Genomic DNA, 15,701 nt, shown 5'->3' with positions numbered 1-15,701 from the left:
TCCAGGAGAACCATGCCCTCGCGCGCAGTCCCCCGCCGTTCCCCGCTCCCCCGCCTCGTCTCCGGCCTCGCCGGTGCCGGCGTCCTCGCGTTCGCGCTCGCCGGCTGCGTGCCGAACTCGGCCGCCTCCTCCTCGGCGGCGCTCGACGTCGCCATCAGCGACGAGGCCTGCGACGTCTCGGCCGCGACCGCCTCGGCCGGAGCGGTGACCTTCTCGCTCGCGAACGAGGGCACGGATGTCAACGAGTTCGAGATCCTCGCGGACGACAAGCTGCGGATCGTCGGCGAGAAGGAGAACGTGACGCCCGGGCAGACCGTGTCCTACGTCGCCCAGCTCGAGCCCGGCACGTACTACACGGCCTGCAAGTTCCAGCAGGTCGGCGCTCCCATCGGCCTGTCCGAGTTCACCGTCACCGGTGAGGCCACCGAGCAGTCCGCGGACGAGAAGGCGGCGACGGAGGCGGCCGTGACCAACTACGTCGCCTACGTGAAGTCGCAGGCGGGCGAGCTCCTCCCCGCTGTGCAGGCTTTCAGCGACGCCTACGTGGCCGGCGACGACGAGACGGCGCGCGGCCTCTTCGCGTCGACACGCGTCTTCTACGAGCGCATCGAGCCCACCGCGGAGGCGTTCGGCGACCTCGACCCGAAGATCGACTACCGCGAGGTCGACGCCGTCGCCGAGGGCCTGGACTGGACCGGCTTCCACCGCATCGAGAAGGACCTCTGGGTTCCGGCGCAGGACGCGCTCAACTCCGACGGCACGAGCGCCTACCTCGACTGGGCGCCGTCGACCCCGGAGCAGCGCGCCGAGTTCGGCCAGGGGCTCGTGGACGACGTGCAGAGCCTCTACGACCTCGTGAACGCCGACGACTTCACCGTCTCGGTCGGTGACATCTCGAACGGCGCCATCGGCCTGCTCGACGAGGTCGCCGCGGGCAAGATCACCGGCGAGGAGGACTGGTGGTCGGGCACCGACCTGATGGACTTCGCCGCCAACGTCCAGGGTGCGGAGGTCGCCTTCGGCAACGTCGAGCCGATCGCGACAGCCTCGGGCGACGAGGGCGCCGCCCTGACCGCCGACATCACGGAGCAGTTCACCGCACTCGACACGCTGCTCGCGCAGTACGGCTCGATCGACGCCGGCTTCGCGCCCTACTCCTCGGTCACCGACGAGCAGAAGAAGGAGCTCTCGGACCAGGTGAACGCCCTCTCGGAGCCGCTCTCGCAGCTCACCCACACGGTGCTCGGCGTCGAGGAGCCCGCGGAGTAGATGGACGACGACCAGCAGGACACCGCGGCGGACGTCTCCCCCGACTCCGCCGCCCCCGTCGAGCAGCCCCGCCGCCTCTCGCGGCGCGGGCTGCTCGGCCTCGTCTCGGCGGGCACCGCGGGGATCGCGGCGGGCATCGGAGGGACTGTGGCGGTCGCCTCCGCGACGACCGCCGACGCCTCCGGCGCATCGAACACGGTGCCGTTCTTCGGCACGAACCAGGCCGGGATCACGACCGCGGCGCAGGACCGGCTGCACTTCGCCTCCTTCGACCTCGCGTCGGGCACCACGCGCGAGGACTTGATCGAGCTGCTGCAGGACTGGACGCTCGCCGCGTCGCGACTGACGCGCGGACTCGACGTCAGCGAGGAGGGCGCGGTCGGCGGACCCGACACCGCCCCTCCGGACGACACGGGCGAGGCCCTCGGCCTCGACGCTGCGGCGCTGACCATCACCTTCGGTTTCGGTCCGGGCGTGTTCACCGACGCGGATGGCGCCGACCGCTTCGGGCTCGCGGCCCGTCGTCCGCCCGCGCTCGAGACGCTCCCCCGCTTCCGCGGCGACGCTCTCGTGCCGGCGGCGAGCGGAGGCGACCTCTGCATCCAGGCCTGCGCGAACGACCCGCAGGTCGCGGTGCACGCGATCCGCAACCTCAGCCGCATCGCCTTCGGCCGGGCGTCGCTCCGCTGGTCCCAGCTCGGCTTCGGGCGGACGTCGTCGACGTCGACGGCGCAGGCCACTCCGCGCAACCTCTTCGGCTTCAAGGACGGCACGGCCAACGTGAAGTCGGAGGAGACGGACGCGGTCCAGGAGCACGTCTGGGTGCAGGAGTCGGAGGGCCCGGACTGGCTCGTCGGCGGCAGCTACCTCGTGGCCCGCAAGGTCCGCATGATCATCGAGACCTGGGACCGGAGCCAGCTCGGCGAGCAGGAGCGGGTGATCGGGCGGAGCAAGGGCTCGGGCGCGCCGCTCTCGGGCGGGGACGAGTTCGCCGAGCCGGACTTCACGGCGACCGGAGCGACCGGGGCGCCGCTCGTCGACCAGGCGTCGCACGTGCGGCTCGCGCATCCGTCGGTCAACAACGGCGCGCGGCTGCTGCGCCGCGGATACAACTTCGTCGACGGCAACGACGAGCTCGGGCGCCTGAACGCGGGGCTGTTCTTCCTGTCGTTCCAGCGGTCGCCGGAGCAGTTCATCACGGTGCAGCGCTCGCTCGCGGACGATGCGCTGAACGAGTACATCAAGCACGTGGGGTCGGCGCTGTTCGCGGTGCCGCCCGGAGTGCGGGGCGAGGGCGACTTCGTGGGGTCGGGGCTGTTCGGCTGAGCGGGTCGGTCCGCATCCGAGGCTCCTGGAGGACGGGGGTCTCGATACGCCGCTGCGCGGCTACTCGACCAGCAGGGGGGGGCGCGTCTCCCTGCCTCCCTGCTGATCGGGAAGGGCGCGGAGCGGCCGCATCCGCTGCGCGGCTGCTCGACCAGCAGGGGGAAAGCAGAAGACCGGCCGGAGGCAACCTCCGACCGGTCTCGAGCCGAGCGGGCGCGCGGGGCGCCGGGCGGATCAGCCCTGCTTCTTCAGACGGCTGGTCTGACGAGCGCGCGCGTTGGCGTCGAGCTCGACCTTGCGGATGCGGACGATCTCGGGGGTGACCTCGACGCACTCGTCCTCGCGGGCGAACTCGAGGCACTCCTCGAGCGTCAGCTGACGCGACGGCGTCATCGACTCGAAGGTGTCGGAGGTGGACTGACGCATGTTGGTCAGCTTCTTCTCCTTGGTGATGTTCACGTCCATGTCGTCGTTGCGCGAGTTCTCGCCGATGACCATGCCCTCGTAGACCTCCTCCGTGGGGTTCACGAAGAAGGTCATGCGCTCCTGGAGGGCGATGATGGCGAACGGAGTGACGACACCGGTGCGGTCGGCGACGATCGAGCCGTTGTTGCGGGTGACGATGGCGCCCGCCCACGGCTCGTAGCCGTGCAGGATCGCGTTCGCGATGCCGGTGCCGCGCGTGGTGGTGAGGAACTCGGTGCGGAAGCCGATCAGACCGCGCGAGGGGACGATGAACTCCATGCGGACCCAGCCGGTGCCGTGGTTCGCCATGTTCTCCATGCGGCCCTTGCGCGCGGCGAGGAGCTGGGTGATGGCGCCGAGGTACTCCTCCGGAGCGTCGATGGTCAGGTGCTCGAACGGCTCGTGCGTCTTGCCGTCGACCTGGCGGGTGACCACCTGGGGCTTGCCGACGGTGAGCTCGAAGCCCTCGCGGCGCATCTGCTCGACGAGGATCGCGAGCGCGAGCTCGCCTCGGCCCTGGACCTCCCACGAGTCGGGGCGGCCGATGTCGAGGACCTTGAGCGACACGTTTCCGATGAGCTCGCGGTCGAGGCGGTCCTTGACCATGCGCGCGGTGAGCTTGTGGCCCTTGACCTTGCCGACGAGCGGCGAGGTGTTGGTGCCGATGGTCATCGAGATCGCCGGGTCGTCGACCGTGATGGCCGGCAGCGGACGGATGTCCTCGGGGTCGGCGATGGTCTCGCCGATGGTGATCTCGGGGAAGCCCGCGATCGCGACGATGTCGCCGGGGCCGGCGGACTCGGCCGGGTAGCGGTCGAGCGCCTTGGTGATCAGGAGCTCGGTGATGCGGGCGTTGGTGTGGGTGCCGTCGTGGTGGACCCAGGCGACGGTCTGGCCCTTCTTGATGTTGCCGTTGAAGACGCGCAGCAGCGCGAGGCGGCCGAGGAACGGCGAGGCGTCGAGGTTGGTGACGTGGGCCTGGAGGGGCGCCTCGTCGTCGAAGGTCGGCGCGGGGATGTGCTTGAGGATCGCCTCGAAGAGCGGCTCGAGGTCTTCGGCGTCGGGCAGCGTGCCGTTCTCGGGCTTGTTGGAGGACGCGCGGCCCGCCTTGCCGGACGCGTAGACGACGGGGACGTCGAGGATCGCGTCGAGGTCGAGGTCGGGGACGTCGTCCGCCATGTCGGAGGCGAGGCCGAGGAGGAGGTCCTGGCTCTCGGCGACGACCTCGTCGATGCGCGCATCCGGACGGTCGGTCTTGTTGACCAGGAGGATCACGGGCAGCTTGGCCTCGAGCGCCTTGCGGAGCACGAAGCGGGTCTGCGGGAGGGGGCCCTCGGACGCGTCGACGAGGAGGCAGACGCCGTCCACCATCGAGAGGCCGCGCTCGACCTCGCCGCCGAAGTCGGCGTGGCCCGGGGTGTCGATCACGTTGATCGTGATGGGGCCCTCGGTCGCGTGCTTGCCGCGGTACGAGACCGCGGTGTTCTTCGCGAGGATCGTGATGCCCTTCTCGCGCTCGAGCTCGTTCGAGTCCATCGCGCGCTCGTCCACGTGGGCGTGCGCATCGAAGGAGTTCGTCTGCTTGAGCATGGCGTCGACCAGAGTGGTCTTGCCATGGTCGACGTGGGCGACGATCGCGACGTTGCGCAGGTCGGAGCGGGTGGCACTTGCCATGTGAACGGACTCGTCTCGTGTTCTCGTGCAGTAAGGGGGACCCTCCATCGTACCGCAGGCGCGCTCCGGAACGACGGAGGGCCCCGATCCGGCCCGATCACCCCGCGGTGAGCGGGATTGCCGGGCGCGGAACGGGGCCCTCGCGGCGGCGGATCAGACCGCGAACTCGATCCCGGCGCCGGGGATCGCCGCGAGCAGCTCGCGGGTGTACTCCTGCTCGGGCGAGTCGAACACCGTGTCGGTCGGCGCGTGCTCGACGATGCGGCCCTTCTGCATCACGCAGACGTCGTCCGCGATGACGCGGACCACGGCGAGGTCGTGCGTGATGAACAGGTAGGTCAGTCCGAGTTCGGCCTGCAGATCGGCGAGCAGGCGGAGGATCTGCGCCTGCACGAGCACGTCGAGCGCCGAGACGGCCTCGTCGAGCACGACGATCTCGGGCTTGAGCGCGAGCGCCCGCGCGATGGCGACGCGCTGGCGCTGCCCGCCCGAGAGCTCGTTCGGGTAGCGGCCGGCGATGACGCGCGGGAGCGACACCTGGTCGAGCAGCTCGAAGACGCGCTCGCGCTGCGAGGTGCGATCGCCGACCTTGTGCACCCGGAGGGGCTCCGAGATCGTGTTGCCGATGTTGTGCAGCGGGTCGAGCGAGCCGTACGGGTCCTGGAACACGGGCTGCATCGAGCGGCGCAGCGCCAGCATCTCCTTGCCGCGGAGCTTCTCGGTGCGGCGCCCGTCGATCGAGATGGCGCCCTTGGTGGCGGTCTCGAGGCCGAGCACGAGGCGCGCGATCGTCGACTTGCCGGAGCCCGACTCCCCGACGAGGGCGGTGGTGGTGCCCTTCGGGATCGAGAACGAGACGTCGTCGACGGCCGTGAAGTCCTCGGCCTTCAACCCGCCGCGGCGGATCTTGAAGACCTTGGTGAGGTTCTCGATCTCGATCATCGGCTTCGTCGTCGTGGGGGCTCCCGCATGGGTGCCCGCCGCGCGGACGAGGTCGACCTCGGCGACGGCGGCGGACTCGCCGGGCACCGACTCCTTCGCGGCTCCCGCCGTCGACTGGATGCGGCGCGAGGCGAGGCTCGGGGCCGCGGCGATCAGGCGCTGCGTGTACGGGTGCTGCGGGTTCTGCAGCACCTCGACCGAGGCGCCGGACTCGACGATGCGGCCTTTGTACATCACGATGAGCTTCTCGGCGCGCTCGGCGGCGAGGCCCAGGTCGTGCGTGATGAAGAGCAGCGCGGTTCCGTCGGTCTTCGTCAGCGTCTCGAGGTGGTCGAGGATCCGGCGCTGCACCGTCACGTCGAGGGCCGAGGTCGGCTCGTCGGCGATGAGGAGCTGCGGGGCCGCGGCCAGGCCGATGCCGATCAGCACGCGCTGGCGCATGCCTCCGGAGAACTGGTGCGGGAACTGCTTCAGGCGCTTCTCGGCGTCGGCCAGGCCGGCGTTCTGCAGCACCTCGATCGCCTTGGCGCGCACCTCCTTGCGACCGGTCGCGAGACCGTTCGCGCGGATGGTCTCCTCGACCTGGAAGCCGACCGACCAGACCGGGTTCAGGTTCGACATCGGATCCTGCGGGACGTAGCCGATGCGGCGGCCGCGGATGTCCTCGAGCTCGGGCCGGGTCGCCTTCGCGAGGTCCTTCCCGTCGAAGAGCACGGAGCCGCCGGTCACCTTGCCGGAGCCGGGGAGCAGGCCGATGATCGCCGCGGCGGTCGTCGACTTGCCCGAGCCCGACTCCCCCACGATCGCGACGGTCTGGCCGTGCTCGATCGTGAGGCTGACGCCGCGCAGGGCGGGCACCAGGCCGCTGCCGGTCTGGAAGCCGACCTCGAGGTCGGTGACCTGGAGCAGGGGCCCCTTCGGGGTGGTCGTCGAGTCGGTCATCGGAGGGCCCTCGCCTTCGGGTCGAGCGCGTCGCGCAGGGCCTCGCCCATGAGGATGAAGCTCAGCACCGTGATGGTCAGCGCGGCGGACGGGTAGATCAGCGTCTGCGGGTTGGTCCGCAGGTCGCGCTGGGCCTGGCTGATGTCGTTGCCCCACGACATCACCGAGCCGGGGAGGCCGACGCCGAGGAAGGACAGGGTCGCCTCCGCGGTGATGGCCGCACCGAGCGAGATCGTCGTGACGACGATCACGGGGGCGATGGAGTTGGGCATGACGTGACGGAACAGGATCGCCATGCGGGACAGACCCGTGGCGGTCGCGGCCCCGACGAAGTCCGACTGCTTCACTCTCAGCACTTCGGAGCGGAGGACGCGCGCAGTGGTCGGCCACGCGAACGCGCCGATCGCCAGGGCGATCACGAACACGTTCCGGTGCGCCGAGAAGACCGACATGATGACGACGGCGGCGAGGATGTAGGGGATCGAGAAGAAGATGTCGCCCGCGCGCATGATGACGGTGTCGACCCAGCCGCCGAAGAAGCCGGCGAGCGCTCCTCCGATGACACCCGTGATCGTGGTGATCAGGATGACGATCAGACCGACGGTCAGCGAGGTCGACGTGCCGTGGATGATCCGCGCGTAGACGTCGCAGCCCTGCTTGGTGAAGCCGAGGACGCTGCCGTCGCCGGGGCCCTGGTTGCTGAAGCCGAGATCGCACGCACGCGGGTCGACGGAGGTGAAGAGGTTCGGGAGCAGCGCGACGGCGACGATCAGCACGATCATCGCGCCCGAGATCCAGAACATCGGCCGGCGGCGCAAGTCCTGCCAGGCGTCGGTCCACAGGTTGCTGGGCTTCTCGTCGAGCGAGACGGCGTCGACCGAGGCGATCGGCGTCTCCTCGAGCGGTGCCACGAAGTGATCGATGCGACGGGGGGCGTCGCGGTTCATCTCATTTGGCATAGCGGATCCTCGGGTCGAGTACGGCGTAGAGCAGGTCGACGAGGATGTTCACCACGAGGTAGAACAGCACCATGACCGTGACGAAGGAGACGACGGTCGGCCGCTCCCCTCGGATGATCGCCTGGTAGAGCGTGTTCCCGACTCCGGGAACGTTGAAGATGCCCTCGGTGACCGTCGCGCCGACGATCAGCAGGCCGAAGTCGGCGCCGAACTGGGTCGTCACCGGGATCAGCGAGTTGCGCAGGATGTGCACGGGCACGACGCGCTTGCGCGAGAGGCCCTTGCTGTACGCGGTGCGGACGAAGTCGGAGCCGGCGGTCTCGATGACCGAGCCGCGCGTGAGGCGGATCGCGGAGGCGACCACGAACAGCGCGAGCACGATGGCGGGCAGCAGGAGCCGCTCGAACGTCGGCGACCCGCCGACCGTGGGCGAAAACCAGCCGAGCTGCACGGCGAAGAAGGACTGCGCGATGAAGCACAGGACGAAGATCGGCACCGACACGAGGAGGAGGCTGACGACGAGCGCGCTGGCGTCGAAGAACGAGCCCTTCCGCAGTCCGCTGATGAGGCCGATCGTGAGAGCGACGACGATCTCGATGATGATCGCCATCATGGCGAGGGTGAGCGTGACCGGGAACGTGCGGGCGAGGATGTCGTTCACCGACTGCCCGGAGAAGGAGATGCCGAAGTCGCCGCGGACGACTCCGCCGAGGTAGTAGAGGTACTGCACGATGAACGGCTCGTTCAGGTGGTACTGCTCCTCGAGGCGTGCGAGGAGCGCGGGGTTCGGGGTCTTGTCGCCGAAGAGGGCGAGGAGCGGGTTCCCCGGCATGGCGAAGACCATGAAGTAGATCAGGAAGGTCGTCCCGATCAGGACGGGGACGGCTTGCAGGATGCGTCGGACGATGTAGGCGAGCACGTCAGCCCTGCCTGTTCCGGTGTCGCATGGTGGACCTCATTCGATCGTGACCGAACAAGGCGCTCCGCCCGCGGGAACGGTCGTGCCGTCCCCGCGGGCGAAGCGCCCGTCGTGTCTGATGTCAGCTCTTGGTGATCTGGTAGAACAGCGGAACCGAGTTCCATCCGAACTCTACGTCGGAGACGGTGTCGCTGTAGCCACCGGTCACGTTGGCGTACCAGAGCGGGATCGCGGGCAGGTCCTGGAGCAGGACCTCCTGAGCCTTCTGGTAGTCCTCGTTCGCGGTCGCGAGGTCGGTCTCGGCCGAGCCGTCGGCCAGGAGCTGGTCGAACTCGGGGTTCGAGTAGTCACCGTCGTTCGACGAGGCGTTGGTCGCGTACAGCGGGCCCAGGAAGTTGTACAGACCCGGGTAGTCGGCCTGCCATCCGGTGCGGAACGCGGTCTCGATCGAGCGGTCGACGATCTTGGTGCGCGCCTCGGCGAAGGTCGGGTAGGCCTCGCCCACCGCGTCGATGCCGAGCGTGTTCTTGACCGCGTTCGACACGGCGTCGACCCAGCCCTGGTGGCCGCCGTCGGCGTTGTAGGCGATCGAGAAGGTACCCGTCCACGGGGAGATCGCGTCGGCCTCGGCCCACAGCTTCTTCGCCTCGTCGGGGTTGTACTCGAGCACCTCGGCGCCCTCGAGGGAGTCGCTCCAGCCGTCGATCACCGGGGAGGTGAAGTCGGAGGCGGGGGTGCGGGTGCCCTCGAAGATGACGTCGGTGATCTGCTCGCGGTCGAAGGCCATCGAGATCGCCTGGCGGCGCAGCTTGCCCTCTTCACCGCTGAAGTGCTCGAGGCGCTCCGGGATGGTGAAGGACTGGAAGACGGCGGAGGCCTGGTTGACCGCGCGGTCGCCGAGGTCGCTCTCGAAGGTGCCGAACGCGGAGTCCGGGATCTGGTCGATCACGTCGACGTTGCCCGCGAGCAGGTCGGCGTACGACGCGTCCTGGGTCGCGTAGAACGTGATGGTGATGCCGCCGTTGACCGGGACGCGGGGTCCGTCGTAGTCGGGGTTCACGACCAGGTCGATCTGGACGTCGTGCTGCCACGCGCCCTCGCCGTCGAGCATGTACGGGCCGTTGCCGATCGGGTTCTCACCGAAGGCGTCCATGTCGTCGTAGGCGACGCTGGGCAGCGGGTAGTAGGCCGAGTAGCCCAGGCGCTGCGGGAAGTCCGACTTGGGGGCGGTGAGCGCGACGGTGAACGTCGTGTCGTCGACGACCTTCAGACCGGTCAGCTCGGTGTCCTCGTCGTAGCTGAAGCCCTCGATGTCCTCGAAGAAGTAGCTCTGGAGCTGCTCGTTGGAGTACTTCGCGCCGTAGTTCCACGCGTCCACGAACGACTGGGCCGTGATCTCCTCACCGTTGGTGAAGGTGCGGCCCGACTCGATCGTGATGGTGTAGTTCTGCGCGTCGTCCGACTCGACCGACTCGGCCAGGTCGGGCTGCGCCGCGCCCTCGGCGTCGTAGTAGTAGAGACCGGCGAAGATCTCGTCGAGGATCTTGCCGCCGCCCACCTCGTTGGTGTTGGTCGGAACCAGCGGGTTCTGCGGCTCGGAGCCGTTGGTGAGGATGATCGCGGCGGAGTCTCCGGCCGCATCTCCCCCGCCGTCGTCGTTCGAGCTGCTGCAGCCGGCGAGGACCAGGGTGCTCGCGGCGACGAGCGCCAGAGCTCCGAGGCCGAAACGTCTGATTTTCACTATTCCTCCAGTGGTGTGAGGGCGCACGGGAAGTGATTTCCCGGATGCTGTGGTGGCCGCGCGCGTAGCGACGGCGTCGGCGCACGAGAGACTGTTGGCCCCCGCGCTAGTGCCATCGACGAGACTATGTATCGGCTCGCTATCTGCACAAAAGCATGTGGAAACCGTTACACAGCGGTAACCGGGAGGTGGAATCCTTGCGTCTTTTCGCACGAAACCTGCGTGATGGACCGTCGTCGCGCAACGCATCGATTCAGAGGAGACCCACGCAGTGTCCACTCCGTTGACAGGATCCATGCAGCCACGAGGGCGGATCCAGGCCGAGATCCTGCTCGTCCTGGGGCTGTCGCTCGGCGCCTCCGCGATCTACTCCGTCGTCTCGATCACGAACCGGCTCACGCGCGGCGTCGCGCTGTCGGAGCAGACGGCGACGCTGAACGGAGCGCTCAGCGACCGCCCCGTGTTCGACCTGATCTACCAGCTGCTGGCGCTGTTCTTCGACCTGGTGCCGGTGGCTCTCTGCGCGTTCCTGCTCTGGCAGAGCTCCGGGCGGCCGCTCGGGCGGCTGGGACTGGATCTGCGGCACCCGCTGCGCGACCTCGGCACCGGGAGCGTGCTCGCGATCGCGATCGGCGCCCCGGGCATCGGCCTCTACGCTCTCGGCCGGGCTCTCGGAGTAACGGTGGCGGTCGTCGCGTCTCCCCTGGACGCGCACTGGTGGACCGTTCCCGTGCTGATCCTCTCGGCGATCCGGGCGGGGATCCAGGAGGAGGTGATCGTGGTCGGCTACCTCTTCGCGCGGCTGGGAGACCTCGGCTGGGGGCGGTGGCGGATCCTGTTCGCCAGCGCGCTGCTCCGGGGCAGCTACCACCTGTACCAGGGCATCGGGCCGTTCCTCGGCAACGTGATCATGGGCGTGGTGTTCGGCTTGTTCTACCAGCGATTCGGGCGGACGCTGCCGCTGGTGATCGCGCACTCGATCATCGACATCGTGTCGTTCGTGGGGTACCCGCTCGCGGTGGCGCTCTGGCCGGAGCTGTTCGCGGCGCCGGAGCCCGCTTCCTAGCTGGAGCCAGTACGCAACCGAGGTTCAGAGCGTCGGAGGCAGGGGCCGACCGTCGTCTGCCGCGGATCGACCTCGGTCACCGACGCTCCCCGTGCCGCCGACCGGACCAGAGGTGCTCCTTGCGCCGGACGAGACCCCTGATGACGTTCTCGGTCCGCTCCCACGAAGCGATGATCTGACGGGTCGAGAGCCGGATGCAGAGATACCCCTGAGCCGCCAGCTCGAGGCTCCGCCGGTAGTCCTCCTCGAGCTGATGCGAGCCGGAGTGGAACGCTCGACCGTCGGGCTCGAAAACGAGCCTCTCCCCCAGAACGACGTCGACCCGCCCCACTCTGGGAATGGGCACCTGCGACCTCACGCGGACGCCCAACCGGCGACCGCATCGGCGCACCCTCGTCTCCAGACCGGACTGGGACAAGGGGTCCACCTCGTCGAACACCCACTGCTTGCCGGTGGGCGCGAGACCGCGCAGTGCGAGGAGATCATCGAGAGCGATCGCGCCCGAGTTCACGGCGCTGTCGAACGTCATGAGGGCGTCCTCCCCGTCGACGCAGGCGAGCAGATGGAGAAGGGAGGAGCGGAGGCCGTCGAGCGACGACGTCTCAGGACCGCATCCCTCCCACGCGCGCCAATGCAGCAGCGTGCCGTCGCCTGCTCGGCGCTCTGAGGAGTGGGGCGGGACGGCGACGTGCAGTCGGCTCGTCTCGAGCACCCAGAGGCCGCGAGCGTCCAGGCCCGAAGCGCAGCTGAGAACGCCGCCGGCCGCGACGGCGCGGCGCTGGTCGAGCGGAACGGCGGGAAGCGCGAACCATCCGCGTCTCAGCCGAAGGACGGCTCCGGAGTCGACCGCCGCTCGAAGATCGCGCGCCGTGACTCCGGCGCGCGCGAGCTGCGCCGTCGTCGCGACTCCGTCGAGTCCTGCCAGAACATGCATGAGGCGTTCCACGGCATCACGATCGCCGGATGCGCACTCACTTGAGCACGTTCAGCGACGATCCGTGGACTGCACGCCGCGGCGACCTCGTGGGGAGGACCGTGCGTGTTCGCAACCGAGGGAGGACGAGGCGGAAGACGGGCAGAACGCCCCGCTCCCGCATCTCAGCCTCGGTTGCGAACACGCACCTGCCGGCGGGTCAGGCGAAGGCCTCGATCGGCGGGCAGGCGCAGACCAGGTTGCGGTCGCCGAAGGCCTGGTCGACGCGGCGGACCGGCGGCCAGTACTTGCCGCGCACGAGCGAGCGGACGGGGTAGACCGCCTCCTCGCGCGAGTACGGGTGCGTCCACTCGCCGGTGACGAGGCATTCCGCCGTGTGCGGAGCGTTGCGCAGCGGGTTGTCGTCCACCGGCCACTCCCCCGCACCGACACGGTCGGCCTCGGCCTTGATGCCGATCATCGCGTCGATGAAGCGGTCGATCTCGGCGAGGTCCTCGCTCTCGGTCGGCTCGACCATCAGCGTCCCGGCGACGGGGAAGCTCATGGTCGGGGCGTGGAAGCCGTAGTCGACGAGGCGCTTCGCGACATCGTCCACGGTCACTCCGGTCGCCGCGGTCAGCGGGCGGATGTCGAGGATGCACTCGTGCGCGACGAGGCCGTTCTCGCCCGTGTAGAGCACCGGGAAGTGCTCGCGCAGGCGCGCGGCGACGTAGTTGGCCGAGAGCACGGCCGCACCGGTCGCGGCGCGCAGGCCGTCCTCGCCCATCATCCGGGCGTAGGCCCACGAGATCGGGAGGATGCCCGGGCTGCCGTAGGGCGCGGCCGAGACCGGGACGCCCCCGTGAACGACGGTCTCGCCGTGCTGGCCGATCGCGTGCTCGAGGCGCTGCGCGAGCGGGTGCCCGGGCAGGAACGGAGCGAGGTGCGCCTTTGCCGCGACGGGTCCCACTCCGGGGCCGCCGCCGCCGTGCGGGATGCAGAACGTCTTGTGCAGGTTGAGGTGCGAGACGTCGCCGCCGAAGTCGCCGAACCGGGCGAAGCCCAGCAGTGCGTTGAGGTTGGCCCCGTCGACGTAGACCTGCCCGCCGGCCTCGTGCACGAGTCGGCAGATCTCGGAGACCTCGTGCTCGTAGACGCCGTGCGTCGACGGGTACGTGATCATGAGCGCCGCGAGGTCCGCCGCGTGCAGGGCGATCTTCGCGCGCAGGTCGTCGAGGTCGACGTTGCCCAGCTCGTCGCAGGCGACGACGACGACGCGCATGCCCGCGAGCACCGCGCTGGCGGCGTTCGTGCCGTGCGCGCTCGAGGGGATGAGGCAGACCGTGCGCTCGAGGTCGCCCTGCGCGCGGTGGTAGCCGCGGATCGCGAGCAGGCCCGCGAGCTCGCCCTGCGAGCCCGCGTTGGGCTGCAGCGAGACGGAGTCGTAGCCGGTGAGGTGCGCGAGCCAGCGCTCGAGCTGGTCGATCAGCGCGAGCGAGCCCTGAACGTCGGCCTCTGGGGCGAACGGGTGCAGGTTCGCGAACTCGGGCCAGCTGACCGCCTCCATCTCGGCGGCGGCGTTGAGCTTCATGGTGCACGAGCCGAGCGGGATCATGCCGCGGTCCAGCGCGTAGTCGGCGTCGGCGAGGCGCTTGAGGTAGCGCATCATCGACGTCTCGCTGCGGTGGGTGTTGAAGACCGGGTGCACGAGGAACGGTGTCGCGCGCTCGAGCGCGACGGGGATCGAGCGCGCGGACGCGGCGAGGAACCCGTGCGCCGAGTCGAGGTCGCCGATCGCGACGGCGAGTGCGACGACCTCGGCGGTCGTCACGGTCTCGTCGAGCGCGACGGCCACCGTGTCGGCGTCGACGAGGCGCAGGTCGAAGCCCGCCTCGCGTGCCCGGGCGACCGCCGCCTCCGCGCCCTGCGGCACGACGACCGAGACGGTGTCGAAGAAGTCGGCGTGGCGGAGGGAGTGACCGCGGTCGAGCAGGAGCCGCGCGAGCAGCGCGGCCCGCGCGTGCACCTGCTCCGCGATCCGGGCGAGTCCGTCGGGGCCGTGGTAGACGGCGTACATCGCCGCCATGACGGCCAGGAGGACCTGCGCCGTGCAGATGTTCGAGGTCGCCTTCTCGCGGCGGATGTGCTGCTCGCGAGCCTGCAGGGACAGGCGGTAGGCGGGGTGCCCGTCCGCGTCCTGGCTGACTCCGACGAGACGGCCGGGCAGCTGGCGCTCGAGGCCCTTCCGGACGGCGAGGTAGCCGGCGTGCGGTCCGCCGAAGCCCATCGGGACGCCGAAGCGCTGCGAGGTGCCGACCGCGACGTCCGCCCCGAGCTCGCCCGGCGAGCGGATGAGGGTGAGGGCGAGCAGGTCGGCGGCGACGACTCCGAGGCCGCCGTGGGCCTTCACCGCGGCGAGCACCGCGGAGGGGTCCCAGAGGTGGCCGGAGGCGCCGGGGTACTGCACGAGGGCGCCGAAGCACTCGGGGATGTCGGCGGCCGACGTCCGCGAGAGCGGCAGCTCCACGATGCGGATGCCTACCGCCTCCGCCCGGCCGCGCAGCAGCGCCAGGGTCTGCGGCAGCGCGTCGGAGTCGACGACGAAGACGTCGGAGCGGGCCTTGGAGGCGCGGCGCGTCAGCAGCATCGCCTCGACGACGGCGGTGCCCTCGTCGAGCATCGACGCTCCGGCCGTGTCGAGACCCGTGAGGTCCGAGACCATGGTCTGGAAGTTGATCAGCGCCTCGAGCCGGCCCTGCGAGATCTCGGGCTGGTAGGGCGTGTAGGCCGTGTACCAGCTCGGGTTCTCGAGGACGTTCCGCTTGATGACGGCGGGCGTGAGCGTGCCGTGGTAGCCGAGGCCGATCAACGGGCGGCGCACGGTGTTGCGGGCTGCGAGGGCGCGCAGCTCGGCGAGCGCCTCGGTCTCGGTCGCGGGCTCCGGCAGAACGGGGGCCAGGTCGCGCACGCGGATCGACTCGGGGACGGCGGCGGTGACCAGCGCGTCGACGGAGTCGTAGCCGAGGGCGGCCAGCATCGTGCGCTGGGCGTCGGCGTCGGTCCCGATGTGGCGGGACTCGAACTCGGAGGGGGTGCGGGGGGTCGACATCTACTCTCCGACCAGCTCGCCGTAGGCCGCGGCGTCGAGCAGGCCGTCGGGCAGCGCGTCGAAGCGCACCTTGATCAGCCAGCCCTCGCCGAACGGGTCGGAGTTGACCAGCTCGGGGCTGTCGACGACACCGGAGTTGATCTCGAGGACCTCGCCGTCGACCGGCGCGAACAGCTCGCCCACGGACTTCGTCGACTCGATCTCGCCGACGACGCTGCCGCCCTCGACGCGGGAGCCCGCGTCGGGCAGCTCGACGAAGACGACGTCGCCCAGCTTGTCGGCGGCGTACGCCGTGATGCCCACCGTCGCGACGTCACCGTCGACGGCGATCCACTCGTGATCGGAGGTGTACTGCAGGTCGGAGGGGACGGCCATG

At 69.8% G+C, this 15,701-nt stretch carries 11 protein-coding genes; 3 read left to right on the top strand and 8 right to left on the bottom strand.

Translation table 11 applies throughout. The features are described from left to right. Positions 1-12 precede the first annotated feature (12 nt). Positions 13-1,269, top strand: a complete 1,257-nt coding sequence (gene efeO, locus ASF46_RS06230; RefSeq protein ID WP_056866803.1) for an iron uptake system protein EfeO — start codon at positions 13-15, stop codon at positions 1,267-1,269. Then, complete coding sequence (gene efeB, locus ASF46_RS06225; protein WP_056866802.1) at positions 1,270-2,595, top strand: iron uptake transporter deferrochelatase/peroxidase subunit; 1,326 nt, start codon at positions 1,270-1,272, stop codon at positions 2,593-2,595. Positions 2,596-2,829: 234 nt separating this feature from the next. Here efeB and typA read toward each other — a convergent pair whose 3' ends face one another. The 5 genes from typA to ASF46_RS06200 form a co-directional block, all read right to left on the bottom strand. Further along, positions 2,830-4,734 (bottom strand): translational GTPase TypA, encoded by a 1,905-nt coding sequence (gene typA / locus ASF46_RS06220; RefSeq protein ID WP_055788504.1) that lies wholly within the window; start codon positions 4,732-4,734, stop codon positions 2,830-2,832. Between the two features lie 153 nt (positions 4,735-4,887). Next, positions 4,888-6,618: a dipeptide ABC transporter ATP-binding protein gene (locus ASF46_RS06215; RefSeq protein WP_056866801.1), complete on the bottom strand. Its 1,731-nt coding sequence runs from the start codon at positions 6,616-6,618 to the stop codon at positions 4,888-4,890. Next, positions 6,615-7,577, bottom strand: a complete 963-nt coding sequence (locus ASF46_RS06210; protein ID WP_056866800.1) for an ABC transporter permease — start codon at positions 7,575-7,577, stop codon at positions 6,615-6,617. Before ASF46_RS06210 ends, ASF46_RS06215 begins: the two co-directional genes overlap by 4 nt. Then, the gene (locus ASF46_RS06205; protein ID WP_056866799.1) at positions 7,567-8,496 is read right to left on the bottom strand and encodes an ABC transporter permease; all 930 of its coding nucleotides are present in this window, start codon (positions 8,494-8,496) and stop codon (positions 7,567-7,569) included. The genes ASF46_RS06210 and ASF46_RS06205 overlap by 11 nt, the downstream gene beginning before the upstream one ends. Before the next feature lie 121 nt (positions 8,497-8,617). After that, positions 8,618-10,237: a peptide ABC transporter substrate-binding protein gene (locus tag ASF46_RS06200; RefSeq protein ID WP_056866798.1), complete on the bottom strand. Its 1,620-nt coding sequence runs from the start codon at positions 10,235-10,237 to the stop codon at positions 8,618-8,620. Positions 10,238-10,532: 295 nt separating this feature from the next. Between ASF46_RS06200 and ASF46_RS06195 the strand changes: the two genes are divergently transcribed. Beyond that, positions 10,533-11,303: a CPBP family intramembrane glutamic endopeptidase gene (locus ASF46_RS06195; RefSeq protein WP_056866797.1), complete on the top strand. Its 771-nt coding sequence runs from the start codon at positions 10,533-10,535 to the stop codon at positions 11,301-11,303. Positions 11,304-11,379: 76 nt separating this feature from the next. On the opposite strand, the gene ASF46_RS06190 is transcribed toward ASF46_RS06195, so the two are convergent. The 3 genes from ASF46_RS06190 to gcvH form a co-directional block, all read right to left on the bottom strand. Beyond that, on the bottom strand, positions 11,380-12,237 hold the full coding sequence (locus ASF46_RS06190) for a type IV toxin-antitoxin system AbiEi family antitoxin domain-containing protein (RefSeq protein WP_056866796.1): 858 nt from the start codon (positions 12,235-12,237) through the stop codon (positions 11,380-11,382). Positions 12,238-12,436: 199 nt separating this feature from the next. Next, positions 12,437-15,325 (bottom strand): aminomethyl-transferring glycine dehydrogenase, encoded by a 2,889-nt coding sequence (gene gcvP, locus ASF46_RS06185; RefSeq protein ID WP_056866795.1) that lies wholly within the window; start codon positions 15,323-15,325, stop codon positions 12,437-12,439. Then, positions 15,326-15,700, bottom strand: a complete 375-nt coding sequence (gene gcvH / locus ASF46_RS06180; RefSeq protein WP_056866794.1) for a glycine cleavage system protein GcvH — start codon at positions 15,698-15,700, stop codon at positions 15,326-15,328. Position 15,701: the final 1 nt, after the last annotated feature.

It is taken from the genome of Rathayibacter sp. Leaf296 (assembly GCF_001423045.1).
In the GTDB taxonomy this organism is placed as follows: Bacteria; Actinomycetota; Actinomycetes; order Actinomycetales; family Microbacteriaceae; genus Rathayibacter; species Rathayibacter caricis.
This window is presented reverse-complemented; position numbering and strand designations above follow the sequence as displayed.